The 23,944-nt window shown below is 63.2% G+C and carries 25 protein-coding genes, 1 tRNA gene and 1 pseudogene; 20 read left to right on the top strand and 7 right to left on the bottom strand.

Features of this window, described 5'->3' with window-relative positions; translation table 11 throughout:
• The first annotated feature begins 81 nt into the window (after positions 1 to 81).
• Both J2S71_RS10175 and J2S71_RS10170 read left to right on the top strand, forming a co-directional pair.
• Positions 82 to 249 (top strand): hypothetical protein, encoded by a 168-nt coding sequence (locus J2S71_RS10175; protein ID WP_307391490.1) that lies wholly within the window; start codon positions 82 to 84, stop codon positions 247 to 249.
• A 78-nt stretch (positions 250 to 327) separates the two neighbouring features.
• A tRNA-Pro gene (locus tag J2S71_RS10170) sits at positions 328 to 404 on the top strand.
• Positions 405 to 1,004: 600 nt separating this feature from the next.
• On the opposite strand, the gene J2S71_RS10165 is transcribed toward J2S71_RS10170, so the two are convergent.
• Entirely contained in the window at positions 1,005 to 1,646 is a 642-nt protein-coding gene (locus J2S71_RS10165) for a transposase (protein ID WP_307389112.1), read from the bottom strand.
• Between the two features lie 7 nt (positions 1,647 to 1,653).
• Positions 1,654 to 1,899 carry a hypothetical protein gene (locus tag J2S71_RS10160; RefSeq protein ID WP_307391486.1) on the bottom strand — a complete coding sequence of 82 codons (246 nt, stop codon included), beginning with the start codon at positions 1,897 to 1,899 and terminating at the stop codon, positions 1,654 to 1,656.
• A gap of 10 nt (positions 1,900 to 1,909) precedes the next feature.
• On the opposite strand from J2S71_RS10160, the gene J2S71_RS10155 reads away from it, so the two are divergent.
• Entirely contained in the window at positions 1,910 to 3,499 is a 1,590-nt protein-coding gene (locus J2S71_RS10155) for an IS3 family transposase (RefSeq protein WP_307387982.1), read from the top strand.
• Between the two features lie 94 nt (positions 3,500 to 3,593).
• Here J2S71_RS10155 and istB read toward each other — a convergent pair whose 3' ends face one another.
• From istB to J2S71_RS10140, 4 genes and pseudogenes are all read right to left on the bottom strand, one after another.
• Positions 3,594 to 4,331, bottom strand: a complete 738-nt coding sequence (gene istB / locus J2S71_RS10150) for an IS21-like element helper ATPase IstB (RefSeq protein WP_307391484.1) — start codon at positions 4,329 to 4,331, stop codon at positions 3,594 to 3,596.
• Position 4,332: 1 nt separating this feature from the next.
• The gene (locus J2S71_RS10145; RefSeq protein WP_307391480.1) at positions 4,333 to 5,058 is read right to left on the bottom strand and encodes a Mu transposase domain-containing protein; all 726 of its coding nucleotides are present in this window, start codon (positions 5,056 to 5,058) and stop codon (positions 4,333 to 4,335) included.
• 32 nt (positions 5,059 to 5,090) lie between these two features.
• Positions 5,091 to 5,753, bottom strand: a pseudogene (istA, locus tag J2S71_RS12365) (IS21 family transposase); the annotation flags it as partial.
• A gap of 196 nt (positions 5,754 to 5,949) precedes the next feature.
• Positions 5,950 to 6,228 (bottom strand): transposase, encoded by a 279-nt coding sequence (locus J2S71_RS10140; RefSeq protein ID WP_307391477.1) that lies wholly within the window; start codon positions 6,226 to 6,228, stop codon positions 5,950 to 5,952.
• Between the two features lie 182 nt (positions 6,229 to 6,410).
• Here J2S71_RS10140 and J2S71_RS10135 point away from each other — a divergent pair, with 182 nt between their 5' ends.
• The 5 genes from J2S71_RS10135 to J2S71_RS10115 all read left to right on the top strand — a co-directional run bounded on the left by J2S71_RS10135 (position 6,411) and on the right by J2S71_RS10115 (position 11,509).
• Positions 6,411 to 7,241 carry a DNA adenine methylase gene (locus J2S71_RS10135; RefSeq protein WP_307391475.1) on the top strand — a complete coding sequence of 277 codons (831 nt, stop codon included), beginning with the start codon at positions 6,411 to 6,413 and terminating at the stop codon, positions 7,239 to 7,241.
• Positions 7,234 to 8,526, top strand: a complete 1,293-nt coding sequence (locus J2S71_RS10130; protein WP_307391471.1) for a type II restriction enzyme — start codon at positions 7,234 to 7,236, stop codon at positions 8,524 to 8,526. The genes J2S71_RS10135 and J2S71_RS10130 overlap by 8 nt, the downstream gene beginning before the upstream one ends.
• A gap of 506 nt (positions 8,527 to 9,032) precedes the next feature.
• Positions 9,033 to 9,554 (top strand): encapsulin nanocompartment ferritin-likeEncB family encapsulin nanocompartment ferritin-like cargo protein cargo protein, encoded by a 522-nt coding sequence (gene encB / locus J2S71_RS10125; RefSeq protein ID WP_503122926.1) that lies wholly within the window; start codon positions 9,033 to 9,035, stop codon positions 9,552 to 9,554.
• 12 nt (positions 9,555 to 9,566) lie between these two features.
• Positions 9,567 to 10,349 (top strand): family 1 encapsulin nanocompartment shell protein, encoded by a 783-nt coding sequence (locus tag J2S71_RS10120; RefSeq protein WP_307391465.1) that lies wholly within the window; start codon positions 9,567 to 9,569, stop codon positions 10,347 to 10,349.
• A gap of 698 nt (positions 10,350 to 11,047) precedes the next feature.
• Entirely contained in the window at positions 11,048 to 11,509 is a 462-nt protein-coding gene (locus J2S71_RS10115; protein WP_021726937.1) for a GNAT family N-acetyltransferase, read from the top strand.
• 134 nt (positions 11,510 to 11,643) lie between these two features.
• Here the strand turns inward: J2S71_RS10115 and J2S71_RS10110 are convergent, their stop codons facing one another.
• Entirely contained in the window at positions 11,644 to 13,473 is a 1,830-nt protein-coding gene (locus J2S71_RS10110; protein WP_307391462.1) for an elongator complex protein 3, read from the bottom strand.
• Between the two features lie 30 nt (positions 13,474 to 13,503).
• Between J2S71_RS10110 and J2S71_RS10105 the strand changes: the two genes are divergently transcribed.
• From J2S71_RS10105 to J2S71_RS10050, 12 genes are all read left to right on the top strand, one after another.
• A complete protein-coding gene (locus J2S71_RS10105) occupies positions 13,504 to 14,340 on the top strand; it encodes a class I SAM-dependent methyltransferase (protein WP_021726967.1) in 837 nt (278 codons plus the stop codon).
• 24 nt (positions 14,341 to 14,364) lie between these two features.
• Positions 14,365 to 15,855: a glycoside hydrolase family 32 protein gene (locus J2S71_RS10100; RefSeq protein WP_307391459.1), complete on the top strand. Its 1,491-nt coding sequence runs from the start codon at positions 14,365 to 14,367 to the stop codon at positions 15,853 to 15,855.
• 101 nt (positions 15,856 to 15,956) lie between these two features.
• Entirely contained in the window at positions 15,957 to 16,439 is a 483-nt protein-coding gene (locus J2S71_RS10095) for a deoxycytidylate deaminase (protein ID WP_021726997.1), read from the top strand.
• A 45-nt stretch (positions 16,440 to 16,484) separates the two neighbouring features.
• The gene (locus J2S71_RS10090) at positions 16,485 to 17,552 is read left to right on the top strand and encodes a tartrate dehydrogenase (RefSeq protein WP_307391456.1); all 1,068 of its coding nucleotides are present in this window, start codon (positions 16,485 to 16,487) and stop codon (positions 17,550 to 17,552) included.
• 100 nt (positions 17,553 to 17,652) lie between these two features.
• A complete protein-coding gene (locus tag J2S71_RS10085; protein WP_021726982.1) occupies positions 17,653 to 18,399 on the top strand; it encodes a CDP-alcohol phosphatidyltransferase family protein in 747 nt (248 codons plus the stop codon).
• On the top strand, positions 18,396 to 19,550 hold the full coding sequence (locus tag J2S71_RS10080) for a D-alanyl-D-alanine carboxypeptidase family protein (protein WP_021726969.1): 1,155 nt from the start codon (positions 18,396 to 18,398) through the stop codon (positions 19,548 to 19,550). The genes J2S71_RS10085 and J2S71_RS10080 overlap by 4 nt, the downstream gene beginning before the upstream one ends.
• 9 nt (positions 19,551 to 19,559) lie before the next feature.
• Positions 19,560 to 20,399, top strand: a complete 840-nt coding sequence (locus tag J2S71_RS10075; RefSeq protein ID WP_021727006.1) for an aminomethyltransferase family protein — start codon at positions 19,560 to 19,562, stop codon at positions 20,397 to 20,399.
• 84 nt (positions 20,400 to 20,483) lie between these two features.
• Entirely contained in the window at positions 20,484 to 21,710 is a 1,227-nt protein-coding gene (locus J2S71_RS10070; RefSeq protein WP_307391451.1) for a MalY/PatB family protein, read from the top strand.
• On the top strand, positions 21,707 to 22,087 hold the full coding sequence (locus tag J2S71_RS10065) for a Rid family hydrolase (RefSeq protein WP_021726975.1): 381 nt from the start codon (positions 21,707 to 21,709) through the stop codon (positions 22,085 to 22,087). Before J2S71_RS10070 ends, J2S71_RS10065 begins: the two co-directional genes overlap by 4 nt.
• 48 nt (positions 22,088 to 22,135) lie before the next feature.
• Positions 22,136 to 22,567, top strand: coding sequence for an FHA domain-containing protein (locus tag J2S71_RS10060; RefSeq protein WP_021726960.1), 432 nt, complete (start codon positions 22,136 to 22,138; stop codon positions 22,565 to 22,567).
• Between the two features lie 5 nt (positions 22,568 to 22,572).
• Positions 22,573 to 23,355, top strand: a complete 783-nt coding sequence (ftsR, locus tag J2S71_RS10055) for a transcriptional regulator FtsR (RefSeq protein WP_021726936.1) — start codon at positions 22,573 to 22,575, stop codon at positions 23,353 to 23,355.
• Entirely contained in the window at positions 23,333 to 23,869 is a 537-nt protein-coding gene (locus J2S71_RS10050) for an adenine phosphoribosyltransferase (RefSeq protein ID WP_021726998.1), read from the top strand. Before ftsR ends, J2S71_RS10050 begins: the two co-directional genes overlap by 23 nt.
• Positions 23,870 to 23,944 lie beyond the last annotated feature (75 nt).

The raw sequence follows: 23,944 nt of genomic DNA, 5'->3' as shown, positions 1-23,944 counted from the left end.
TGTTCGTCGCAAATACGACGTGGGTGGCAACCCCTCAACCATAGGATAACCAGGTCTTGGTTCCGAAACAGAGGAGTGCGTATGTATGGCGTGGCATGGGTGAGGCCCGAGAGTCTCAAGGACTATCTGAACGGCGCGCTGGGAGAGAGCGACCCCGGCTTTTTGGGGGATCCCTTCGCAGGCGAGTTCGTCTCGTTCGTTATCAACCCGCATTCAGGCGAGTATACGGTGGTCTCCAAGGGCACGTAGGGCCAATCGCGTTTTATGCTTGCCTTGGGGTGAGGGGAGTGTTACATTACGTACTCGCGCACCGGCAAGGTGAGCGAACGGGTGGTGGCGCAGCTTGGTAGCGCACTTGACTGGGGGTCAAGGGGTCGCTGGTTCGAATCCAGTCCACCCGACCAGAACTCTGAGCAGGGCGAACGTTATTTTCGTTTGTCCTGTTTTTTGTATTGTTCCACTATGAATTCCAACTCCAATGCAGCAGCGGGCTGTCGAGAACTACAACGTGACCGCTGACAAAGCCGAGGAGGCATTGGCCGACGCCAACAAGGTCAGCAAGGATGAGAGGAAGCTGTGCGAGAACGTCAAGACTGTGCATTGCGGCCTTAGGCGTATGCGACGATGCTGAGTATGGTGCTACGCCGCACAGGCAATGTCATCGCAGACTTCATTGTGGATCATGCGCAGTCCTACAAAGCTGATAGCTTCCAGCGTATCTGGGCGAAGCATGTCGTATCCAATGTCCGAGAGCTCGCGAAAAAACATCTCCGTAGCCGTATGGGCCGACCGAGGCCCAGAAGAAGGTTCGGCAACAGCAGCAGAGACGCGACAAGGATATGCGCGATGCAAACGACAGGCTCACAGTTCTCAAGCGGAGAGCGCAGGCACCCGAGGAGCGTACGGCTATTCCTGAACAGAAGCATGCCTGGCACAAAGGGAATGGTGGATCTCAGATGGGTACGTAATGCGCAACATGGCCCCCAAGCTCGCGCATAACCCCCTCACTCCCTCCGCTCCCGGAAGCCGTCGTCGAGCAGCCCCAGCAGGCCGTCGCCCGGCCCGGCCTCGCGCAGCAGCTCCTCGACGCGCTCGCGCTGCCTGACCCTCGCCCCCGTGCGCGCCCTCGGGCTCGCGACGCGGGGCTGCGGGCCGAACGAGGCCTCGAGCTCGGCGCGGGGGACGTGCGGGGCGGCCGCGACGTCGGCGGCGAGCGCGGACGCCGGCGCGGGGCCCCTGTGGCAGTACCTCCAGCTGAACTCGTCGCACACGCCCTGCAGCCTCGCCCGCGACAGCCCGTGGAAGGTGCCGAGGGCGTACGCCTTGAAGTCCGATATCACGTGGTGCACGAGCGCGAGCGAGGAGGCCGGGTCCGACGCGTCGAACGGGCGCTGGTCGAGCCCCGGCCAGCCGCGCAGGCCGGCGGTGACGCCCTGCCACATGTCGGCGCGGACGTGCGAGAGCACCCCCACGTGCTCCTCGGCGAAGCGCGAGTACGCCCCGCCCGCCGCGTCGGGGACGACCCTGAGGGCGCACGTCCCGGGGCCGCCCCGGCCGCCGCGCGACACCGCGCAGATCATCGGCTGCCTGGTGGTCCCCCTGCCCACGGTCCCTGCGGCCGCGGCCCCCACGAAGAAGTCGTCCACCTCGGCCTCACCCGAGACCCGGCCGAAGGCGCCCCAATCCGGCGGACATCGCGCCGCGCAGCCTCAGGACCACGTATCGCGCGGTGGTCTCGCTCGTGCCCAGGGCGCGGGCCAGCTCGGCGGCCGAGACGCCCCTCTTCGAGCCGGCGACGAGCCGGAACGCCAGGAACCACTTCGGCAGCGGCAGCCTCGAGCCCTGTGTTTTGTCAAGATGAAGTGAGCAGAAGGGGCCGGTACCGGAAATCCGTACCAAACGATGATGTTTGGAGGATGGCGTGTACTCCCTTGAGCAGAGGACAAGAGCGGTCGAGCTCTATATCAAGTATGGTTTTAAAGCCACGGCTACGATACGCGAGTTGGGATATCCAAGCCGGGCACAGCTTGTAGGATGGTATCGGGAATGGCAGGACAACGGAGGCGCGCTCAGGGGGCGCAACCTAGAACGCTACTCAGAAGGGCAAAGGCGGGCCGCCGTCAACCACTATCTGGAGCACGGCCGCTGCAACGCCTATACGAGACGCGAGCTGGGATACCCCGGAAGTACGCAAAAGCTCAGAGAGTGGATAGACGAGCTGGCACCTGGCGAGAGGCGGACAGCCGAGCCCAGGACGTTCACTCTCGAAGAGAAGCAGAAAGCCGTGACAGCGCTTGTCAGACGAGCCGGAAGCGCGCAACAGATCGCCGACGAGGTCGGCTCCACGCGTTGTACCCTCTACAAGTGGAAGCGAGAGCTATTGCCTGAGAAGGAGCCCCCGATGCCCGACACAAGCAACGCCGTCTCAAATGGCGCGTCCGACGCCGGAGCCGCCAGAGCGGCTCCCGTCACGCAGACAGAAATAGATGCCCTCGAGGCCAGGAAGGCCGAACTCGAGAAAGAGCTGCGCCAACTCGAGCTCAAGCGCGACATCCTGGAGGGCGCCCTCGAGATCCTGGGAAAAGGGACGGGCGCCGACCCGGCAAACGAGCTCACGAACAGGGAGAAGACTCTGCTGATTGAGTCGCTGCGCCCCAAATGGAGGCTGTGCGAGCTTCTCTCGGCGCTCGACATGGCCCGATCGAGCCACCAGTACCAACTCTCGGCCATCGCCGCCGGGGACAGGGACGCCGGGGCGCGGGAGCTGGTCTGCGCCGTCTTCAACGCCAACGACGGCGCCTACGGAAGGCGCCGCATCCACGACGAGCTCGAGGCACGAGGACATGTCATCGGCGAGCGCAGGATAGGGCGAATAATGGCTGAGGAGAAGCTCGAGGCGCACGGCAAGGCAAAGCCCGGGAAGGCCTACAGCTCCTACAAGGGCGAGGTCTCGGAACACCCCGGCAACAAGGTCTGCCAGGACTTCGAAGCCGGACTTCCCAACTTCCTATGGCTCACCGACGTCACGCAGCTCTCGATACCGGCCGGCAAGCTCTATCTGAGCCCGGTTTTGGACTGCTTCGACGGCGCCATCGTAAGCTGGACGACCTCGACCTCGCCCAACGCCGAGATGGCCAACTCCATGCTCAAGGCGGCTTTGGCCACTACGACAGACGAGGAGCGCCGCCATCTCGTGATCCATTCGGACTGCGGCTGCCACTACCGCTGGCCCGAGTGGATCTCCATCTGCGAGAAGGCCGGCATCATGCGCTCCATGTCGCGCAAGGGGTGCAGCCCTGACAACTCCCGCATGGAGGGCTTTTTCGGCACCATGAAGGTCGAGATGCTCTATGGCAGGGACTGGGCGGGCGTCACGTTGGATGAGCTCAAGGAGAGGATAGACGCCTATATAGAGCGTTACAACAAGACGAGGATCAAGCGCTCGCTGGGCTCGATGAGCCCCCTACAATACAGGCAGAGCTTGGGCCTCGCAGCCTAGCAGCAAGGTACGGAAAAGCGGTACCGGCCCCGAATGGTCATTAATTTCTGAGCACTTTGCGCACCGGTCCTGAGCGGGATTTCTGAGCAGCCCTCTATTGCATGAGGGCGTGTCTCACACGGTAGGACTCACCCTTGAACTTGAGCAGCCTGCCGTGGTGCACGACGCGGTCTATCACGGCCGCTGCCATCTGGTCGTCGCCGAAGACGGCGCCCCACTTGGAGAACTCGAGGTTGGTGGTGAAGACCACGGACTGAGCCTCGTAGGCCTGCGAGACCACCTGGAACAGCAGCCTCGCCCCGTCGGCGTCCAGCGGCAGGAAGCCCAGCTCGTCTATGACCAGGAGCTCGGCCTTCCCGATCTGGGCGAGCTCGCGATCGAGCCTGCCGTCGTCGCGGGCGCGCCCGGGCCCCGTCACCAGAGACGACGCGGCGAGGAGGCGGGCGGGGCGGGCGTCCTGGCAGCAGAGCGCGCACAGGGCCTCGGCCATGTGGGTCTTGCCGGTGCCCACGTCCCCCATGAGCACGAGGTCCTCGCGGGCGTCCAGAAAGGGGAGCGAGAGCAGGTCGTCTCTGCCGAACCCCTCCGGCCACGCTATCTGCCCCCACTCGTAGTCCTCGAAGGTCTTGGCCTGTGGAAGGGCGCACCTTCTCAGGAGGTTCGCCCGCTTCGACGCGTCGCGGCTCGCGCACTCGGCCTCGAGATAGCCGGCCAGGTACTCGACCTGCCGGGGCGTGCCGCTCCTGGCCCACTCCGCGAGCACCGACTTGGTGAGGGAGCAGCGCCTGCCGGCGGCGACGACCCTCTCCGCGAGGGCATCCGCCGCTCCCAACTCAGATCGCCTCCCTTCCGAGGAAGCCGTCGTAGACGGAGAGGTCGGGCCCCGCGCACTCCTCGCGTCCGCCTGCCGCGATGCGCCTGGCGAGCATGTCGGCCGATGCCTCGTCGGGGATTCTGCCGCTTGCGAGAATGCGCTCCTCGGCCTCGCAGGCCGCCTCGAACCCGGACACCTCGGCGCACTTGCCGAGCACGCGGAGCGCCTGCCTTCTGCCGGCCTTGTCCAGCCGGTCTATGGCGTCTGCCAGGCCCTGCGGCATATCGCGCCTGATGACGGACTCGCCAGAGGCGCGGGGCCTCGCGACGAGGGCCGGCATGGGCGAGGCGGGGTTTCGCACGGCCTCTCCCTGCCCGAAGCTCCTTGGCAGCGTCGCGACGTGCCTGCCGCGGTCCGCTAGCACCTCCACCGTCTCGGCGCGCACGCCGACCACGAGCTCCCGGTCGTGCCAGGCGGGTCCCGCACAGCAGGGGTCGCCGTCGATGCGCACGTAGCCGCGCCTGTCCGACTTGGCCCTCTGCCACCGCACGGCGTCGAAGGGCACGCCGGGCAGGGCAAGCATGCCGGCGAGGTCCTCGGCGAACGCCTCGCGCGTGGGCTTTCCCTCCCTGCCCTCCGATCGCCCGTCGATCCGTTCGCAGCCCTCGTGCAGCACCTCGCTGGGCCCGTCCGGCGAGGCCGCCTCGGGTACCGGCGCGAGCAGGTCGCGGCGCAAGAAGCCCACGGCGTTCTCCACCGAGCCCTTCTCGTTCCCCGAGTGGGGTCGCGGTGGCGGCTCTCGCAGCGGTAGTGGGCCCTGAACTGCGAGAAGAGCCTCGGCTCCACGATCTTGCCGGAGGCCATCCTGCCGGCCTCGGTGGCGTTGTCGAGCACGAGCGTGCGCGGGGCGCGCCCCGCCCACTCGAATATCATCCGGAGCCCGGCACAGAAGACCTCCGCCCTCTCGCAAGCAAGCGCGACGCAGAAGCGGGCGTTGGAGTGCGGGAAGGTCGCGACCAGCAGCTTCAGCGCAGCGGGAGCGCCGGCTATCACGGCCTCGAAGCTGCCGAAGTCGACCTGGGCCGTGCCCGGTGCCCACTCGAGCTCCAGGTAGCCCTCGCGCGGTCCGGTGGCATGCTCCTCCTTCCACCTCGCCACGTGCCGCCTCACCGAGGAGTACGACCCCGCGTAGCCCCTCTCGGCCACGGCCCGGTCGTAGATCCTCCTGGCCGTGTGGCGCTGCTTTTTCGGCGCGGACAGGTCGGCCTCGAGGACCGAGTCGATCCAGGCGGCTATCGCGTCGGTGGCCAGGTGGGCCCTCTCGCGGGGTACCGGGGGCTCCGGCGACATGTCCTGCCTGTCCGCGTACTTCGCGACGGTGTTACGGCTCAGGTGCATCTTGCGCGCTATCTGCGCCCTTGGCACCCCATCTCTGTCCATCCTCCTGATATCCTCTTGCTCGTCGAGGGACACGGTCATTTCTCCTTCCTTCCCGGGGCGGGGTTCTCGCCAAAGTCGCCGCCCGAAGGGAAACATAGTTCTGGCCGTGCCCCCGACGCTCGGGGCACGGCCAGAACATGACCGAACTGCTCATTTTTCGATGACCACGGTGCTCAAGAACCGATGCTCATCTGCGTCACTTCTTAGTGAATATCAACATCGAGCCCTGCATCGGGGTCCCGGAGGTCACCGAGAACTGGAGCCTGCAGCGGGTGCACTGCCGCTTCCTCGGCCTGCCCGCTACGGGGCTGCACCTGCGGTTGCCGCACCTCGGGCAGACCCAGCCGCCCGGGAAGCGCAGCCGCATCAGCCCCTCCTCGCACGACGCCTCGTCCCCGTACCTCGCGACCCAGGACAGGAGGTCCCCGTCGCCGCCGTCCGCCGCCGCCACCATCCGCGCGCTCATGCTCGTCATGCCGCCCAGCCCCTCTCGACGCCCTCGCCCTGCGGCACCGATTGTGCGACGGGGGCGCGACACAAATTAGCTGCCCTTATGCGCGAGCTTGGGAGCCATGATGCGCAATTACAAGACTTATAATCCCAGATGAGATTCTAAAAGCACGTATAAATGCAGGTGAAAAGAGACGGGGGTGTTACATGAAGCGTAACGCGATGCTGAAGCCGGTATTGAAGTGGGCTGGTGGAAAGAGCCAGCTCCTTGATGATATTGCGCCGCTTGTCCCGAACAACCCATCATTGTATGTGGAACCATTTGTAGGTGGAGCTGCGGTTTTGTTGTATAAGCAACCAAGGCACGCCCGCATCAACGACTTCAACAAGGAGCTAGTCAACGTCTACCGTGTTGTGCGTGATGAGCCCGACGCATTGCTGGAGCTGCTGTGCGAGCATGAGCGGAATGACGCCAGCGACTACTTCTATGAGGTCCGAGGCGTCGACCGCACAGATGCCTTTGACGATTTGACAGATGTGCAGAGGGCGGCGCGGATCATCTATCTCAACAAGACATGCTTCAATGGTTTGTTCAGAGTCAATTCCGCAGGTCAGCTCAATGCCCCGTATGGGCGCTACAAGCATCCCAACATCGTCAATGAGCCTGGTATCCATGCGATGTCGATATATCTCCAAGGGGATATCGACATTCGATGCGGAGACTATGCCGACTGCTTGGTTGACTTACCCAAGGGAGCATTTGTCTATCTCGATCCTCCGTATATGCCCATCACTGCTACCTCGGCATTCACGGGCTATACGCAGGGGGGCTTCGGCTTTGAGGAACAGGAGCGCCTACGTGGCGAGTGTATCAAGCTTCGGAATGCGGGCATCGCCTTCTTGCAGTCGAACAGCGACTGCGAGGAAATCCGCAACCTGTACAAGGGTTTCAACATTAGGACGGTCAAGGCGAAGCGTGCCATTAATTCGCGTGGTGACAGGCGTGGCGCTGTGAATGAGGTGCTTATCAGTGGCTGAGGGCAAGACTGACCAAGCATGGGGGCTTATTCTCGATGATAATCCCCAGATATTGAGGGCCATCCATGAGGATGGCTTTTATGTGATTGAGGCATCCGCCATCAAGGAATATCGTGAGCCAAGGCTCATGACCAAGTTCGACACCTCGGTCAACGTAGCAAAGCCCTTGAAAGATCGCGGCATTGATGTGCTTCCCAACACGCGGCACTCCTACGTGCTCGGAACGTTCAACCTGTATGAGCCTTTTCCAGACATGACAGGCATTCGGCCGCTGCCGATTAGTCTTCCAGACTTTGAGACCTTGTGTATCGATGGCCTGACGAGTGAAGCCAATGCCATCAATGCGCTCATTGCCAGCAGGACGCTCGAGGAGTTCCTTGATGAGGAATGGCTGATCGAGACCTTCAACGGGCGGATGGGAACCAATGACTTCGTCTTTGATGTCGAGGTTGCTGACGGTGGCTTTCTGACCATAGACGTGCATGCTGCCCAGCTTGAAATTGATGGCGGCTTCGAGTCCGAGCGCTCGGTGGTTATCTTGGAGGCCAAGAACGTCATCCACAACGACTTTAACGTGCGCCAGTTCTACTTTCCGTATCGCAAGTATCTCAACATGGTCAGAAAACCCATTCGCCTTGTGTTCTCCCAATACACAAATCTCACATATTACCTGCATGAGTATGAATTCTGGGATCCAAGTAACTTCTCGTCCATCCAACACATAAGGACTCAGGCGTATACGTTCGAGGATGTAGCCATCTCGTGGTCAGACCTGAGGGAGACCTGGGAGCGCACAGCGGTCGAGACGGATGACAACCAAGCAACGGCACCCATTCAGTTTATCCAAGCGGATCGCTTCGAAATCGTCCTAGCGCTCTTGGAGCGTGTCAAAGCCGAGGGCGGGGATATGCTCGCGAGTGACGTGGCCGAGTTCATCGGCTACGTTCCGAGGCAAGCGGCATACTACCCATCGGCTGGCCAATATCTTGGTCTGTTTGACCGGAGCGAGCGCGGACATGTGAAGCTGACGCCGCTAGCAGAGGCGATACTTGACTTCAGATATCGTGACCGTCAGCTTGCCTATGTTGCCCTCATGTTCAAACATGAGATATTCCACCGTTTGTTCGGCATCGCATTCAGGAGTGGCACGATGCCTGAGAAAAGTGACGTCATCGAAGTAATGCTAGAGCTGAATGTGTGCAACAACGGCGCCACCGTGGTCAGGCGCGCCACGACCGTCATCAGCTGGCTGAATTGGATTATGGCTCTGCCGGAGGACGATTGACGATGCACAACGCTGTTTCTGCGATAGGGCATGCTACAACCCTTGCTTGTGCCAGCGCGGTCGCCAAAGGCGACCGCGCCCCGCTTGACTTTCGCCCCCAGCGGGGGCAATACAGAGGAGGAACGTCCATGAGGGTGCCCTTTCTCTGTGTGGAGGAGAACATTTCCTATGGTACACGGGCGTTACGAGGATCCGCCTACGACGCCATCCATTTTCTCCATGGCAGGGACGGTGGCGTTTGGCATCCAACGAGCGTAATGACAAAGGGTGGTGGACGTGTCACGATGACCGAGGATGGATGTGACAGTCACGATGTCAATGCCGGGGTGAGGGTCCGCGTGGCGAAGATGTCACGCAGATCGTGAAAGCGCAGCTTAGCACCAGACACGCTGATGACTCCAGCCGTCTTCATGCAAGGCGTCCACGTCTTACCCAGGTAGGACGGAGACGGAAACTTGGTGGGCGTAACCAAGTCGGCGAAGAGGTAGGCTCCGCTCAAATCGTCCATGTGGTCAACAAAGAGACTATGCCACCCTGTGGTGACACGGGACTCACCATCCATCGACGTGCCTATTATATTGAGAATGTATATCAGTTGCAGCTATAATGGGATAACTCGCACACCACGTCGAAGGGAGCGGTACACGATGTTTGGAAATCCTTTTTCCGCAAACGTTGAACGCAAGATGAACAAGGGGGAGCTTATACAGGCAATCAGGGCCGACCTCTCGGGCGAGCTCGAGGCCATCTATGGCTACGACGCCCACGTGCAGGCGACGGATGACCCTGTGGCGAAGGCCGTCCTTGCCGACATCAGGGATGAGGAGAAGGCCCACATGGGCGAGCTGCTCACGCTCCTGAAGTACCTTGACCCCCAAGAGGGCGTCCAGTACGACGCGGGCACCCAGGAGGTTCAGGAGATGCTCGACGACCTGGGCATCAAGCCCGTCGAGCTTCCCCAGGTCCTAGAGGGTAGCGACACGAACGGCTCCGATGGCGCCAGCACCATCGGCAGCCTCAAGGATTAGGGGGACAGCGTCATGGATTACCTCATGAGGGATGACAGCAAGCTCACGGATGTGCAGTGGGATGAGGTCGACGCGAAGGTCATCGCGGCGGCCAAGGCCGTGCTGACGGGCAGGAAGTTCCTCGACATCTACGGGCCACTGGGCTCTGGCATACAGATGCTCGAGGCGCCCACCGCGCAGGACGGCGGCAGACGCGCCGTGGAGCTTCCGATGCTCGCTGCCGACTTCACGCTATCCTGGCGTGCGATCCAGGCGGCCGAGCGGATGGGCATTCCCCTGTCCTACTCCGAGGTCTCCGTCGCCGCAACCGATTGCGCCCTTCAGGAGGACCGTATGATCTTCTTGGGCAACGAGGAGTATGGCACCGCTGGCCTGCTCGGCCTGCCCGAGGCGCAGAAGGCCGAGGCGCGGGACTGGTCCGAGGGCGAGAACGCGTTCACCGACGTGGCGGGTGGCCTCCAGGCGCTGCTCGAGAGCCAGGTCTACGGCGAGAAGGCCCTGGTCGTGAGCCCTGACGTCTATGCCCAGCTGCAGAGGATCCAGCCCGGCACGGGCACCTTGGAGGGCAAGCGCATCGCGGCGCTCATCGAGGGCAAGATCTTCCAGACTCCCGTGCTGCCTACCAAGACGGCTCTTCTGCTGGCCTGTGGCGAGCAGAACATGGACCTCGCCATCGGCCAGGACATGATCACGGGCTATCTCGGTTCCTCCGAGCTCGACCACGACTTCCGCGTGTTCGAGACGGCGCTCCTGCGCGTCAAGAACCAGAGGGCCGTCGTCGTCTTCCAGGGGTAGTTGTTGTTTCCTCTATAGGGAGTTGTCCACGCGCGAAATGGAAGGAAAGGCCTTTGCACATAGTGTGTGGCCTATCGTGATAGTAATGCTCTAGGAGCGCTGGGAAGGGCCTTCGTCCTCCCAGTGCTCTCACCCTCCGGACGAGGGTCATCCCTCCCCAGCAGGGTCAGCCATGCGTTAGGGTGCTGGGATATGAGGTCTCCACTTCCTGGTTCCAAGAACGCCTAGCTCACATTTACCGCAGTGTTACAGTCTGCGAGACGCTGTGAGCAAGAGACTGGAATGCTTATTCGACATTATCTTTGTTGCGTCATGCCTCTGGCATTGCGGTATCCACACCCCCTGTGTGAGGATATGAATGGGCTGGGCGAACATATATGCTACATAAAGGATTCTTCCGACAATGGCGTAGCACTACCACGCAGCGAGAAGCTCGTCGAGACGCTGCTGACCAAGAACGGCTTTGGGGCACCATGGAAAGAGGTACAACACTACCTCAAGGGCTCGATTGGGCATGGCATCCTACCGAAGACGGTAGCGTGCCGAGAGGGGCCAGGCATTTATCTGTAGTGCGGATTTCCCCACAGTATACAAGGAGCCTTGGACTGGGGGCGTATAAGAGGCCTAGTTAAGAGGCCTGGTGTGGGGAAGCGATACTACTTCCTAGGTGATCGCTTGATCTAAGGAGCATAGAGAACGTGGTTATCAAGGAGGTTACGAACGCAGTCGAAAGGCAACGTGTTACACGCTTGATATTGGAGGACCTGCCTGATTGGTTTGGCATTCCTGAAGCCCGGGAAAGCTATATACACGAGAGTGCCAACCATGCATTCTATGCGGCATACGATGCGGATCGCCCCATAGGATTTATCTATTTGAGAGAAACGGGAAAAGATACGGTTGAATTGCATGTAATGGGGGTCTTAAAGGAGTACCACAGACGGGGCATTGGGAAGAGGCTCTTTGAAGAGGCCAAGGAAATGGCAGTGGCACATGGGTACTCATTCCTCCAGGTGAAGACTGTGCAGATGAGAAGGTATGATGAGTATGACGCCACCAACCGATTCTACATTTCACTTGGATTTAAGGAGTTTGAGGTACTTCCTACGCTATGGGGCGAAGAAAATCCATGCCAGATATATGTGATGTCCCTCAAATAGACGACGTCCGTGCAAGAGTGTGGATCATCTCGGCATGAAGCGCATGTTGCCTGGCCAATGCGCTGGTCGTTGGCATACCCCATCGCATTGGCCAGGCAATCATTGCCAAGCAAGAAGCCCCCGGCTCGTGTTAGTCACAGCCCCACCCGCTGGTACAGCCCCGCATCCTCGAAGCCCAGGTGGCGGTAGTACTCGCGCGTTCCCACGGAGCTGATCACATTGAGGCGCACATAGCCCGCATCGCGCGCAATCTGGCGGGAACGAGCCACAAGCGCCCGGCCCAGCCCCTGGTGTTGCGAGCTGGAGTCGGACTTCCCCAGGTGCGCGGCCTTGCCATACACGTGCACCTCGCGGATCATGGCCTCGCCGGGCCGCACGGGCAGCTCCTCGGCTCGCACGTCGAACGCTCCCGCCGCAAGCTCGTCCCAGTGGGGAAGCGAGAGGCGCAGGAAGGCCACAATGCGCCCCTCTGGCGTCACCCACTGCAGGAAGTGCTCCGTGGAGACGGCCGTCTCGTAGTGCACGTCATCCATCGTCAGCGCACCCAGGTCAACCTCGGAGCGGGCAATCTCGCGAAAGCGTATGTCACGCACGCGGCCGGCAAGCCCCTCCGCACGGATGCGCCCCTCGACCATCTGGCGTAGGTTGGTCTTCTTGTTGCCCACGAGGATGTCCGTGGCGCTGATGTCGCGGATCATGCGCGATATGCGCACGTAGGAAGGGGTGGTCAGCATGTCCGCCACCAACACGTCCATGAGCTCGTCCTCGCTGTAGGGGCGCCAACGACCCTGCCGGTACTCCCGCACCAGCTGCGTGCCCGCCACAAGTGCGCAGGGATAGAGCTTTATCTCGTCCGGCAGAAAGCCGGGGTCGCTCACGAAGGCCTCGAAGTCACGCTTGTCCCCATCGGGCGTCGAACCCAGGAGATTGGCCATAAGGTGCGTGTGCAGCTTGAACCCATAGAGCCTCACGAGCGAGAACGCCCGCTTGACCTGTGCGACCGTGGCCGCACGGTGGTTGGCGTCCAGCACCTCCTGGCGCGTGGACTGGATGCCCATCTGGATCTTGGTGCAGCCCAGTCGCCGCGCGCGCGTGAGCAGCTCTGGCGTGATGGCATCGGGGCGCGTCTCTATGACCAGCCCCACCACGCGATGCGCTGCCGTCTCGTTGCGGCGCTGCTCGCGTTCGAGCTCTTCCATCGTGGTGGTCTGGAATTTGGCGCCGGAGCCGTCAGGCCCAGCGTACAGACGGGCGAACCCCTGGTTGTAGCTCTCCTTGCCCGCATCGATGCGCGCCTGCTCCGCGGCCACGCGCCGGACGCACTCGTCCGGGCTGTTGGAGAACCCCAGCGCGCGATAGGCCCGAGCGCGCGCGTGCAGCTCCTCCATGGGGTACGGCCACTCGTTGAGCGCACGGAAGAGCTCCCTCACGAACCACAGCTGGTAGTCCCGAGGGTAGTCGCTCCAGGTGCCGCCCAGCACGATGAGCTCCACCTTGTCCACGGAGTGGCCCATCTGGTGGAGCGCCTGCAGGCGGGCGGACACCTGCAGGAAGGGGTCGAAGAAGTTCTGCTCGGCGCGCTGGCAGGCGGGCTCGCTCGCGAGATAGCTCTTGGGCATGCGCAGGTCCGCAGGACAGTAGATGCAGTCGCTCGAGCAGGGATGGGGCCTTGTGAGCACCGTGATGGTGGCCACGCCCGAGGCGGTGTGCCGTGGCTTCAGGCGCAGCGTGGCGAGGAGTCGCTCCTCCAGTGCCGCGTCAACGCCCCAACGCTGCCACGTGTCGTGCCCCTGCTCCTTCACGTGAAGGTAGTAGGGGAGGAGCTGCCGCTTGTGAACGTGGCGCACGTGGCCCGCGACGCCACGGTTGTGCTCCATGAGGATGCCCTCGAGCTCACGGGAGGTGAGCGCGCGGTCCTTCTGCCGGCGCAGGTGTGCGATTATGTCCAGGAGCAGCTCTTCCATGGCCACCCAGTATAGCGGGGAGGGAACGGCATGCCCACATGCCCAGACATGAGCCTTGGGCTCGCACGACGCATGGTCACGCTCACCTCCGCCTTCTACCGCGAGCAGGCCGCATCGTTTTCGGCCACGCGTCAGTCCGCCTGGCCGGGCTGGGAGCACCTGCTGGAACTGCTGCCACCCGACCCGCCGTCGCTGGGCGTGGTGGACGTGGCCTGCGGCAACCAACGGCTGGGACGCTTCCTGGAGGAGCGGCTGCCCCACACGCGGCTCTCCTACGTGGGCGTGGACAACTGCAGGGCCCTCGCTGGCGATGCCCCCCTCGTTGAGGCTGACGTGGCGCGCACGCTGCTCGAGCGTCCCCTGCACCTGGGCCTCCCCGAGGCAGATGCGGCCGTCTCCTTTGGCTTCATGCACCACCTGCCCACCTCCGCCGCGCGTGAGCGGCTGCTCTCCTCGCTCGTGGCAGCGGTGCGGCCCGGCGGGCTCGCCGTCGTCTCGCTCTGGCGCTTCATGGACTCCGACCCGTTGGCCGCCAAGGCGCGCGCGACCACCGCGCGGGCGCTTGGCGCCCTGGGTCTCGCGCAGGGCGAGCTGGGTGCCAACGACTACCTCCTCGGCTGGCAGGGCAAGCCGGGCGCCTACCGCTTCTGCCATTACGTCGACGATGACGAGGTGCGGGCGCTCACGAGGGCCGTTCCCTCGGCGCAGCCCGTGGGCACCTTCCCTGCGGATGGCCATGGCGGCGACCTCAACACCTACCTCGTGCTCAGGCGTAAGGGCGCCACCTCTCCCAACGGCAAAAGCGTACCGCCTGCACAGATTATGGAATCGTTCTCACACCGAGGCCCTAAGATGGGGTCATCTTAGACATCGACAGAGGGGAAGCGTCCCATGAGCAACGAGTCCTGGCGTCCCAAGCTCCACCTTTCGGCACACAACGGGTCGGTGAGCGACCCCAACGGGCTCAACCAGTTCCGGGGGACGTATCACTTCTTCAGCCAGTATGCGCCCACCTACCCACCCCATGCGGACAGCCCCCACGGGTGGGGCCACTTCACCAGTCGTGACCTTGTGCACTGGGCCTTCCTGGGCTGCCACATCATGCCCGACTGCCCAAGCGACCGCGATGGGTCCTATTCGGGCGGCGCCTACATACATGACGACGAGCTCTGGCTCTACTACACGGGCAACGTCCGTGACGGCAAGGGCGATGGCACCCACTCCGGCCGCCTGGCCAACCAGACGCTCATCAAGTCATACAACGGCATCAACTTGGGACCAAAGACGGTGGTCATGCGCAACGACGCCTATCCGGCCTACTGCAGCTGCCACGTGCGCGATCCCAAGGTGTGGAGCCAGGGCGGGAGCATGCACATGATGCTCGGCGCCCGCACGCGCGCGGACAGCCGCGGCGCCATCCTCTGCTACTCCTCGCCCGATGGCCTCGTCTGGACGATGGAGGGCTCCGTCACCAACCTGGGCGGAACGCCCTTCGGCTACATGTGGGAGTGCCCCGATCGCATCGCGCTGGACGGCCGGGAGTACCTGGGCACCTGTCCGCAGGGCATGGCCATGGCCTCCGACCCCGACGACCCTTCCAAGCTCACCTGCCAGAACGTGCATGCCGCCGGCTACTTCCCGATGGAGGGCACGATCCTGGACGTCATGCATCAGGACACGGGGCTCATGGGCGCGGACGCCCCGCACGCCGCCATCGATGCCTCCACGTTCCACGACTGGGACCATGGCTTCGATTACTATGCCTGCCAGACGCTCGTGGACGAACGGGGCCGCACGCTCCTCATTGGCTGGATGAGCCTGCCGCACGATGCCAACGACGTGCGTCCCTATGACAACCCCACCACCACATGGAAGGGCTGCCTCACGGTGCCGCGCGAGCTCACGCGCGATGCGCGGACCGGCCTCATCCTGCAGCATCCCGTCAAGGAGTTCGATGACCTGCGCAGGAGCTCACAGGAGATGGGCCACACCGCCACGGGCTTTGCCACGGAGCTCTGCCCCAAGGTGGCGGATGTGGTGGTCTCAGGCATCAGGGGCGATCTCGCTATGACGTTCGGCGACTTCCTCACGCTCACCGTCGCGGATGGCATCGCGACGCTCGGGTTTGCCAGGACCGATGCCGGCACGACTGCCGGGCAGGGGCGCGCCATACGGCGCGCTGCCGTGGACGGCATCAGGGACCTGCGCGTCATCGTGGATACCTCCGTGCTGGAGATCTACCTCAACGATGGCGCCGCCGTCTTCTCCACGCGCTACTTCACGGAAGACGAGACGCTGCCGCTCGCCATCCACACCACGGCGGAGCAGGCCACGGTCTATGGCATGGAGCCCCTCTCCATCGACTATCTCGTGGATCGCTAGCCTCGCGTAACCATTGGGAAAACGATCCCCATGGCAGGGGAGGGTCACCATGTGCAGAGATACAATCCCTCCCGGAGGCGTTTTCTTTGGGAGGTATCTCTATGTCAGGCAAGCGCAAGGACGCCATCACGTGGGACGAGTTCTTCATGCGGGTGGCGTACGCCGCCAGCCTGCGCAGCAAGGATCCCCAGACGCAGGTGGGTGCCTGCATCGCCGACACCAACCAGCGCATCCTCTCCGTAGGCTACAACGGCACGCCGGAGGCACTCTCCGACGAGGAGTTCCCCTGGGACGTCACGGACGACTCCATCCAGGACAAGCACAACTTCGTGATCCACGCCGAGGCCAACGCCATCCTCAACTACCGCGGTTCGCTCAAGGACGTGCAGGACGGCACCATCTACGTCACGCTGTTCCCCTGCCAGGAGTGCGCGAAGACCCTGGTGCAAGCGGGCATCGGTGAGGTGGTCTACCTGGACGACAAGTATCATGACACGGAGGGTGCCGAGGTCTCGCGCCTCGTCCTTGACCGCTGTGGCGTCACGTACCGGCAGGTCTCGCTGCCCGTTGACGCCCTCGTCTGAGGCCGTGGCATGTCACGCCAACCCACGAGCCCCAAGGGAGCCACCATGAAGACGCACAAGGTCGCACTCATTCCCGGCGATGGCATCGGACCCGAGGTCATCGCCGAGGGAATCAAGGTGCTCGATGCCGTGGCGGCGTACGACGGTGGCTTCTCCCTTGAGTTCACGGAGTTCCCCTGGGGCTGTGAGCACTACCTCAGGACGGGCGAGATGATGCCGGCCGATGGCATCGACACGCTCAGCCACTTTGACGCCATCTTCCTGGGCGCCGTGGGCTATCCCGGCGTGCCGGATCACGTCTCCCTGCGCGACCTGCTGCTGCGCATCCGTCACGACTTCGACGAGTATGTGAACGTACGCCCTGTGCGCCTGCTCAGGGGTGCCCCGTGTCCCATCAAGGGCGTCAGCCAGGCGGATGTGGACATGACCTTCATCCGCGAGAACTCCGAGGGGGAGTACGCTGGCAACGGTGCATGGCTCTACAGGGGCACCCCGCGTGAGGTGGTCATACAGGATGGCGTGTTCTCGCGCTACGGCACGGAGCGCGTCATGCGCTATGCCTTCGAGCTCGCCCGTTCCAAGCACCAGTCGCTCACGAGCATCTCCAAGGGCAACGCCCTCAACTATTCCATGGTGTTCTGGGATCAGATCTTCGACGAGCTCTCGCAGGAGTATGCCGATGTGGAGACCCATTCCTACCTGGTGGACGCCGCCTCCATGCTCATGGTGAGGGACCCCGCGCGCTTCCAGGTGGTCGTGGCCTCCAACCTCTTTGGTGACATCCTTACCGACTTGGGTGCCGCCATCGCTGGTGGCATGGGTCTGGCGGCTGGCGCCAACCTCAACCCCGAGCGGGTCTTCCCCTCCATGTTCGAGCCCGTCCACGGCTCTGCGCCCGACATCGCGGGCCGCGGCATCGCCAACCCGCTCGCGACCGTGTGGTCCGCCAGCCAGCTCTTGGATCACCTGGGCCACCCGCAGTGGGGCGCGCGCCTCATCGACGCCATCGAGCGACTCCTGGTCGAGGCGAAGACGCTCACGCCCGATCTTGGCGGCACGGCCAGCACGCAGCGCGTGGGCGATGCCGTGGTGAGGCTTCTGGCAAACGACTGACTGACACGTGAGGGCCGTCCTTCTTTTGCGCTAGGATGTACTACCGTGACTGCAGGGCTACGCGTGGGGCGGTGCAGGCCGAGCGAGGGGGTACACGCCAGTGACACAAGTGAGACATGGCCTTACGCATCGGCTGTCCGAACGCGTGATGATGGGCGTCGACCCCTCCGTTGCTGGCGCGCAGGCCGCGGGGACGATCACGGCCCCCCTTGGCACCTCGGGGAATCCCTCTCATCGGGTGCTGACGGCCGCCAACGCAATCACGATGCTCCGCCTCGTCCTCACGGTCGTGTTCCTCGTGCTCTTCGTGCGGCATATCAACCGAACGCTCGCGCTTGCCTGCTATGCCGTGGCAGCCGCCACCGACTTCCTCGATGGGCAGGTGGCCCGCCGTACGCAGACGGTCAGCTGGTTGGGCAAGGTCATGGATCCCGTGATGGATCGCGTGCTGCTCTTCACGGGCGTTCTCGCACTCTTGGTGACCGGCGAGCTCCCGCTCTGGACGGCCGTGTTCGTGATTGGTCGTGACGTCTACCTCCTGATTGGTGGGATGATGCTTCAACGCTATCGCAAGCGTCCCGTCGACGTCGCCTACGTGGGCAAGGCCGCCACGGCCGTCCTCATGACGGGCTTCGTGCTCATGCTGCTCAAGTGGCCGCCGCTTGCAGCGCTCCATCTCGTCCGTGCCGTCTGGTTGCCCGGCATCAACGGCACCGATTCCTGCGTGGGCGTGCTCTTCGTCTACCTGGGATGCGTCCTGTCCTTCATCACGGCGGTCGTCTATACGCGCACGGGCCTCACCATTCGCAGGAAGTGCCTCGAGTCCCAGGGGGGCGGGTCCCGATGAGGGCCGGCATCGCACTGGCCACCTTCGCGCTGTGCTCACTCATGGCGGTCGCCGTGGTGCCCCGCGCCTACGCGTATGCCGCTGAGGTGCCAGAGCCCCAGGTGAGCGAGGCACAGTGCTACTTCGTCTCCGACGGTGCGGGTCACACCATCCTCGAGAGGAACGCCGACCAGCAGATGGAGCCGGCTTCGATCACCAAGGTCATGACGGCGATGGTCGTTCTGGACTCCGGCGCCAGCCTCGATGCCCCCGCGACCATCACACGTGGGGACTATCAGGATGACGCCCAGATTGCGGAGCTCAAGCCAGCCGATGGCGTCACCGTGCGCCAGCTGTTCCAGCTCATGCTCATCTATTCCGCCAACGATGCGGCGGACAACCTTGCCATCAACGTCTTCGGCTCCATAGACGCCTGTGTGGATCGCATGAACCAGAAGGCACGGGAGCTGGGCATGACGGGCACGCGCTTTGCCAATGTGCACGGCCTCTCCCAGGATGGCCACTACTCGTGTGCGCGTGACCTCGTGACCATGGGGCGCTACGCCCTCGAGCACTACCCGCTCATCGCCCAGACCGTACACATGCGTTCCGTGGACGTCACGCTGGGAGGAGAGCAGAGGACCTTCCGCTCCACCGATGACCTCATGGAGACCTATGCGGGGCTGAGGGGCATCAAGACGGGGGTCGTCGAGAGCGGCAAGGCGTTTTTAGGCGCCTCCACGCATGGTACGGTCTCCGTCTACAGCTGCGTTTTGGGCTGCTCCACCAACGACGGCCGCTTCGCGGACACGGAGGCGCTCATGAGCTGGGCCTACGAGCATTACTTCTCATGGCGGCGCATGAGCGAGGCGGCACGGACCGTGCGATGGGTCACGAGCACGCTGAGCTTCCATGGCAAGTTGGCCATCACGGGCTCGTACGACGTCTACGGCCGCTTCTCGCCCGACGAGCCCATCTCCTATACGGTGCACATGCCTCCCGAGGGCACGCTGCAGGATGCCGGCGGCATCTACGGCGTGACCGTGTGGACGCAGGATGGCGTCGCCCCCTGCGCGCAGGTGTTCCGCGCAAGCAAGCGGCTCTATCAGGTCTCCATGTTCGAGCCCCTCGTGATGTCGCTGCTCTACCCAGCGCCTGTGGAGGCGGCATAGGGGGAACGCATGGCAACGTCTGTCCTCAGGCAGGAGCATGAGCTCTTGGGTGGTCTCATCCAAGAGGAGGGGGCGCTCCTGGGTCCCGTTCGCTATGCGGATGAGGACGTGGAGCTGGCGGCCTTTGACGTAGATGCCGCGCTCGTCGACCTTACGGGCATGGGCATGTGGCTTGTCTCGGGTGCTCCCGCCCAGGCGTTCTGCGAGGCCGCATGTGCGGGCCCCAGGCTTTCCGTGGGGACGTGCGCCCTTGGGGCCTGCCTGCTGGGGGATGGCAGCGTGGCCTCCGTTCCGCTGCTCGTGCGTACGGGTGCCTCCGAATACCTTATCCTCGATGCCTCCCCTCGCATGGACGTGCTCTTCTCGTGGTTGGGCTTTGTGGCACACATCGAGCGAGACGGCGTGAGGCCGTACGATGGGCTTGCCATGTCGGATGAGACGGCCTCGCTCGTACCCCTCGCGCTCACGGGCCCCACTGCCCCTGCCGTGCTTTCCGACTACGTGCCAGGGGATGTGCACCAACGGCTCCCCCTGGCTGGCGAGGTTGCCAACCTCGACCTCGACGGCCGCATCACCACCATCGTCTGTGCCCTTGACCTTCCCCAGCCCGCCTATCTGGTGCTGGTGCCACCCATCTATGCGCGCGCCATATGGCGGAGCCTGCTCTCGTTTGGCTCCGTGATGCCTGTGGGTCACGCTGCCCTGCGCACATGGATGGCGCGGAGGACTGCGGTGCTCTCACAACTCCCTGTTCCCGATCGCCTGACGATAGGGGAGGGGGAGCTGCGTGCCTCTGGTATGGTGCGCGAGGGTATGGACTTCATCGGGGCACGTGGTCTTGCGGGCTGAGTATTCCCATGCATGCCACCTCTCGCCTACAATGGGGCTGAGACGTTTGTCACGTTCTACCTTTGCATTTGGAGGGAGAGTGCTATGTCCTATGACTTCTCGACCCTGCCGCGCCGTGCCCATCATGGTTCCGCAAAGTGGGAGGCTATGGCGAGGAAGGTGCCTGATCTCTCGCCCGAGGTGGTTCCTTTGTCCGTTGCGGACATGGAGTTCGTGCCCGCGCCACCCATCACCAAGGCCCTCAAGGACTATCTCGACGAGCAGCCCCTCGGATACCCTGCCCCCACGGAGGAGTTCTATGACGCCTGTACGGGCTGGCAGAGTCGCCGGCACGGCTGGGAGCCCGACAAGACGTCCCTCGTGAACACGCCGGGTGTGGTGCCCGCCATCTATACGGCCGTGCGCACGCTCACCGAGCCACGGGACGGCGTCATCATCCAGCCTCCCGTGTACTATCCGTTCGCCCGCGCCATCAGGGACAATGGTCGTACCGTCGTGGAGAGCCCCCTTTGCCGCGAGCTGACGCAGGATGGCGGGCTTGCCTATTCCATGGACTTCGAGGGACTCGAGGAGCTGGTCAAGGATCCCGCCAACACGATGCTCGTGCTGTGCAGCCCGCATAACCCCGTAGGCAGGGTATGGAGTGCCGTCGAGCTCAGGAGGCTCCTGGACATATGCGTCGCCCATGACGTCATAATCGTTGCCGACGAGATCCATGACGACCTCGTCATGCCGGGCTACAAGCACAGTGCCCTCATGCGGGTTGCCGAGGGCGGTGAGTACGACCGTCTCGTCATCTGCACCGCCCCCTCCAAGACCTTCAACATCACGGGCATACAGTCCGCACAGATCTTCATCACCGACGAGGAGCTGCGCAGGCGCTTCCGGCGGGGGCTGGCCGAGATCGGCACGGACTCACTCAACTCCCTTGCCTACGTTGCGACCACGGCGGCCTACACGGCCTGTGACGAGTGGCTCGACGAGCTCGTTGCCGTCATCTGGAGCAATTACCAGCTGCTCAGGGGAATGGTGGAGCGCTATCTGCCCGACGTGCGGATCGCGCCGCTTGAGGGCACCTACCTTGCCTGGCTCGACTTCAGGGCCTGGGGAATGACCGATCGTGAGCTTGAGGACTTCATGGAGGGGGAGGCCTCCGTCTTCGCGGAGGGGGGATACCTCTTTGGCACGGGTGGGGAGGGGTTTGTGCGCCTCAACCTTGCCTGTCCCCGCGAGGTGCTCGAGAGTGCGCTGGAGCGTCTGGTCTATGCCACCAACCAGCGTGCGCGTCCCTGCGAGAGGGATGACCAATGAAGTATGCCATCAACGCACCTGCCGTTCCCGATGCCGAGGGCAGCTACTCCGCTGGCACCACGGCCGGCCGCCTCATCTTTACCGCAGGTCAGCTGGGTCTCGATGTCCACGATCCCGGCACGCTCGTGGAGGGTGGCACGCGGGCCGAGCTCGAGCGTGCCCTGCAGCTCACGTCACTGCTGCTTGAGGAGTGCGACTGCACGTTGAATGACATTGCCACGGTAACGGTGCTCCTCACGAGTCTTGATGACCTTCCGGTGGTGGATGAGTGCTTCTCGCGTCACTTTGCCATGCCGGCGCCCGCACGTAGCGTCGCGGAGGTCTCACGTCTGCCCAAGGGCGCACATGTGGAGTTGAGCTGTGTGGCATGCAGATAGGAACGCTATCATAGGTTTTGTTGACATAGTCGAAAGGGGAGACGTCCCATGCAGTCCAATGGCAACAAGGCAGACATGGATGCCACGGAGATCTTCAGGGTTCCTGCCACCGATGCCACGACGCCCGATCTCATGACTTCCGTCCCACCAGCGTATCCGACGCTCGCCATCGTGAAGGGTCCCCAGACGGGCTCCGTGCTCGAGCTCGATGGCGACCTCATCACGGTGGGGCGCGACCCTGCCAATGCGGTCTTCCTCAATGACATGACGGTCTCACGCCACCATGCCCGCATCGACCTCTCGGGCATGGGGTCGGGCTATGCCACTATCGAGGACCTCGGTTCGCTCAACGGCACGTGGGTGGACGGCGCAATCGTCAGCAAGGCCGTGCTTCGTGATGGCTCCACCGTCCAGATTGGCACCTTCCGCATGGTGTTCCATGCCAACAGGAAGGCCGCACGCATCAAAACCGAGGACTAGCCTTCATGGCGGATGCCAGGTACCTCACCATAGGAAAGGTCGTGAAGCGCCTGCAGGGGCAGTATCCTGACCTCTCCATCTCAAAGGTGCGCTATCTCGAGGACGAGGGGCTGCTCGAGCCCTCTCGCACGCCCTCGGGGTACCGTCTGTACTCCCCGTCTGACGTTCGCCGGCTGGAGACCATCCTGTACCTGCAGAAGAACCGCTTCCTGCCCCTGCAGGTCATCAAGGAACAGCTCGATAACGAGAAGAACGGCGTCTTTGGGGCCGTTTTGAGTGATGTCGAACCGCAGGAGGACACCCAGACCACCTCGAGGCTGCATCCCATAGACCGCATGCCCGAGCTGCTTGGCACGCCCGTGAGCTTTGTGCGCGAGCTTGCCGAGGCGGGGCTCATCGGCCTCAAGCGCTCGCCTCATGGGCGCGATCTGGTGGATGGACGCGACTTCGCCCTCATCCGCACATGTGACCGGCTGCGCCACTTTGGGATTGGCCCCAAGAACCTGCGTCAGTATGTGACGGCCGCCAACCGCGAGAGCGCCATGTTCGAGCAGGCGCTTGTGGTGTTTGCCCGAAAGGGTGGCGGTGTGCAGATGGAGGACACCCCGGAGAACCGCCAACAGTTTGCCGATGCCATGCAGCAGATGCTCTCGCTCACTGCCCAGGTGCGCGACATTCTGCTGCGTCGTCAGATATCCACCGCCTTTTCGCAGATGAGCGAGGGGGAGGGCGGCAAGAGGACCAGAGAGCGCGAGAGGAACGAACGTGGCCATTACTACAGATCTTGAGAGGTATATCGTCGACGTCCCCGACTATCCCGAGCCGGGCGTGATCTTCAAGGACATCACGCCGCTCATGGCTTCGCCGGAGGGTCTGCATGCCTCCGTCGATAAGATTGTCAGCCACTTCGGAGATATCGGCATCACCAAGGTCGTTGGGGCCGAGGCACGTGGCTTCCTCATCGGTGCCCCCGTCGCCTACCGGCTGGGTGCCGGCTTCGTGCCCGCACGCAAGCCCGGCAAGCTCCCCCGTGCCGTGTACTCCCAGAGCTACGAGCTCGAATACGGTACCGACGAACTGCAGATTCACCAAGATGCCCTCGATGCTGACGACAGGGTGCTCATCGTGGACGACCTCGTGGCCACGGGCGGCACCTGCGTCGCCACCGCCAAGCTCATCGAACAGGCCAACGCGGAGGTCATGGGCTTCTCCTTCATCCTGGAGCTTGCCTACCTCAACCCGCGTGACGTCATCTCCAAGGAGTTCGACCAGGAGGTCTTCACCCTCATTCAGGTGGGGTAGGGGGCACGGGTGCACCTCATGGCGTTCACCACAACCCCTTCACATGCCATTGTCCATTCTATGAAGGCGCGTGAA

The sequence above is a fragment of the Olsenella profusa DSM 13989 genome, from assembly GCF_030811115.1.
Lineage (GTDB): Bacteria > Actinomycetota > Coriobacteriia > Coriobacteriales > Atopobiaceae > Olsenella_F > Olsenella_F profusa.
Note: the sequence above shows the minus strand (reverse complement) of the source record. Positions and strands in the feature narration are given on the sequence as shown.

Bases quoted from the DNA above. Each gene is read 5' to 3' on its own strand.
- encB (WP_503122926.1), top strand. From the start codon at position 9,033: ATGTGGTCAACAAAGAGACTATGCCACCCTGTGGTGACACGGGACTCA.
- J2S71_RS10090 (WP_307391456.1), top strand. From the start codon at position 16,485: ATGAAGACGCACAAGGTCGCACTCATTCCCGGCGATGGCATCGGACCC.
- J2S71_RS10135 (WP_307391475.1), top strand. From the start codon at position 6,411: ATGAAGCGTAACGCGATGCTGAAGCCGGTATTGAAGTGGGCTGGTGGA.
- J2S71_RS10110 (WP_307391462.1), bottom strand. From the start codon at position 13,473: ATGGAAGAGCTGCTCCTGGACATAATCGCACACCTGCGCCGGCAGAAG.
- J2S71_RS10140 (WP_307391477.1), bottom strand. From the start codon at position 6,228: ATGACGAGCATGAGCGCGCGGATGGTGGCGGCGGCGGACGGCGGCGAC.
- J2S71_RS10065 (WP_021726975.1), top strand. From the start codon at position 21,707: ATGAAGTATGCCATCAACGCACCTGCCGTTCCCGATGCCGAGGGCAGC.
- J2S71_RS10175 (WP_307391490.1), top strand. From the start codon at position 82: ATGTATGGCGTGGCATGGGTGAGGCCCGAGAGTCTCAAGGACTATCTG.
- J2S71_RS10060 (WP_021726960.1), top strand. From the start codon at position 22,136: ATGCAGTCCAATGGCAACAAGGCAGACATGGATGCCACGGAGATCTTC.
- J2S71_RS10105 (WP_021726967.1), top strand. From the start codon at position 13,504: ATGCCCACATGCCCAGACATGAGCCTTGGGCTCGCACGACGCATGGTC.
- J2S71_RS10075 (WP_021727006.1), top strand. From the start codon at position 19,560: ATGGCAACGTCTGTCCTCAGGCAGGAGCATGAGCTCTTGGGTGGTCTC.
- J2S71_RS10070 (WP_307391451.1), top strand. From the start codon at position 20,484: ATGTCCTATGACTTCTCGACCCTGCCGCGCCGTGCCCATCATGGTTCC.
- J2S71_RS10080 (WP_021726969.1), top strand. From the start codon at position 18,396: ATGAGGGCCGGCATCGCACTGGCCACCTTCGCGCTGTGCTCACTCATG.
- J2S71_RS10095 (WP_021726997.1), top strand. From the start codon at position 15,957: ATGTCAGGCAAGCGCAAGGACGCCATCACGTGGGACGAGTTCTTCATG.
- ftsR (WP_021726936.1), top strand. From the start codon at position 22,573: ATGGCGGATGCCAGGTACCTCACCATAGGAAAGGTCGTGAAGCGCCTG.
- J2S71_RS10120 (WP_307391465.1), top strand. From the start codon at position 9,567: ATGGATTACCTCATGAGGGATGACAGCAAGCTCACGGATGTGCAGTGG.
- J2S71_RS10100 (WP_307391459.1), top strand. From the start codon at position 14,365: ATGAGCAACGAGTCCTGGCGTCCCAAGCTCCACCTTTCGGCACACAAC.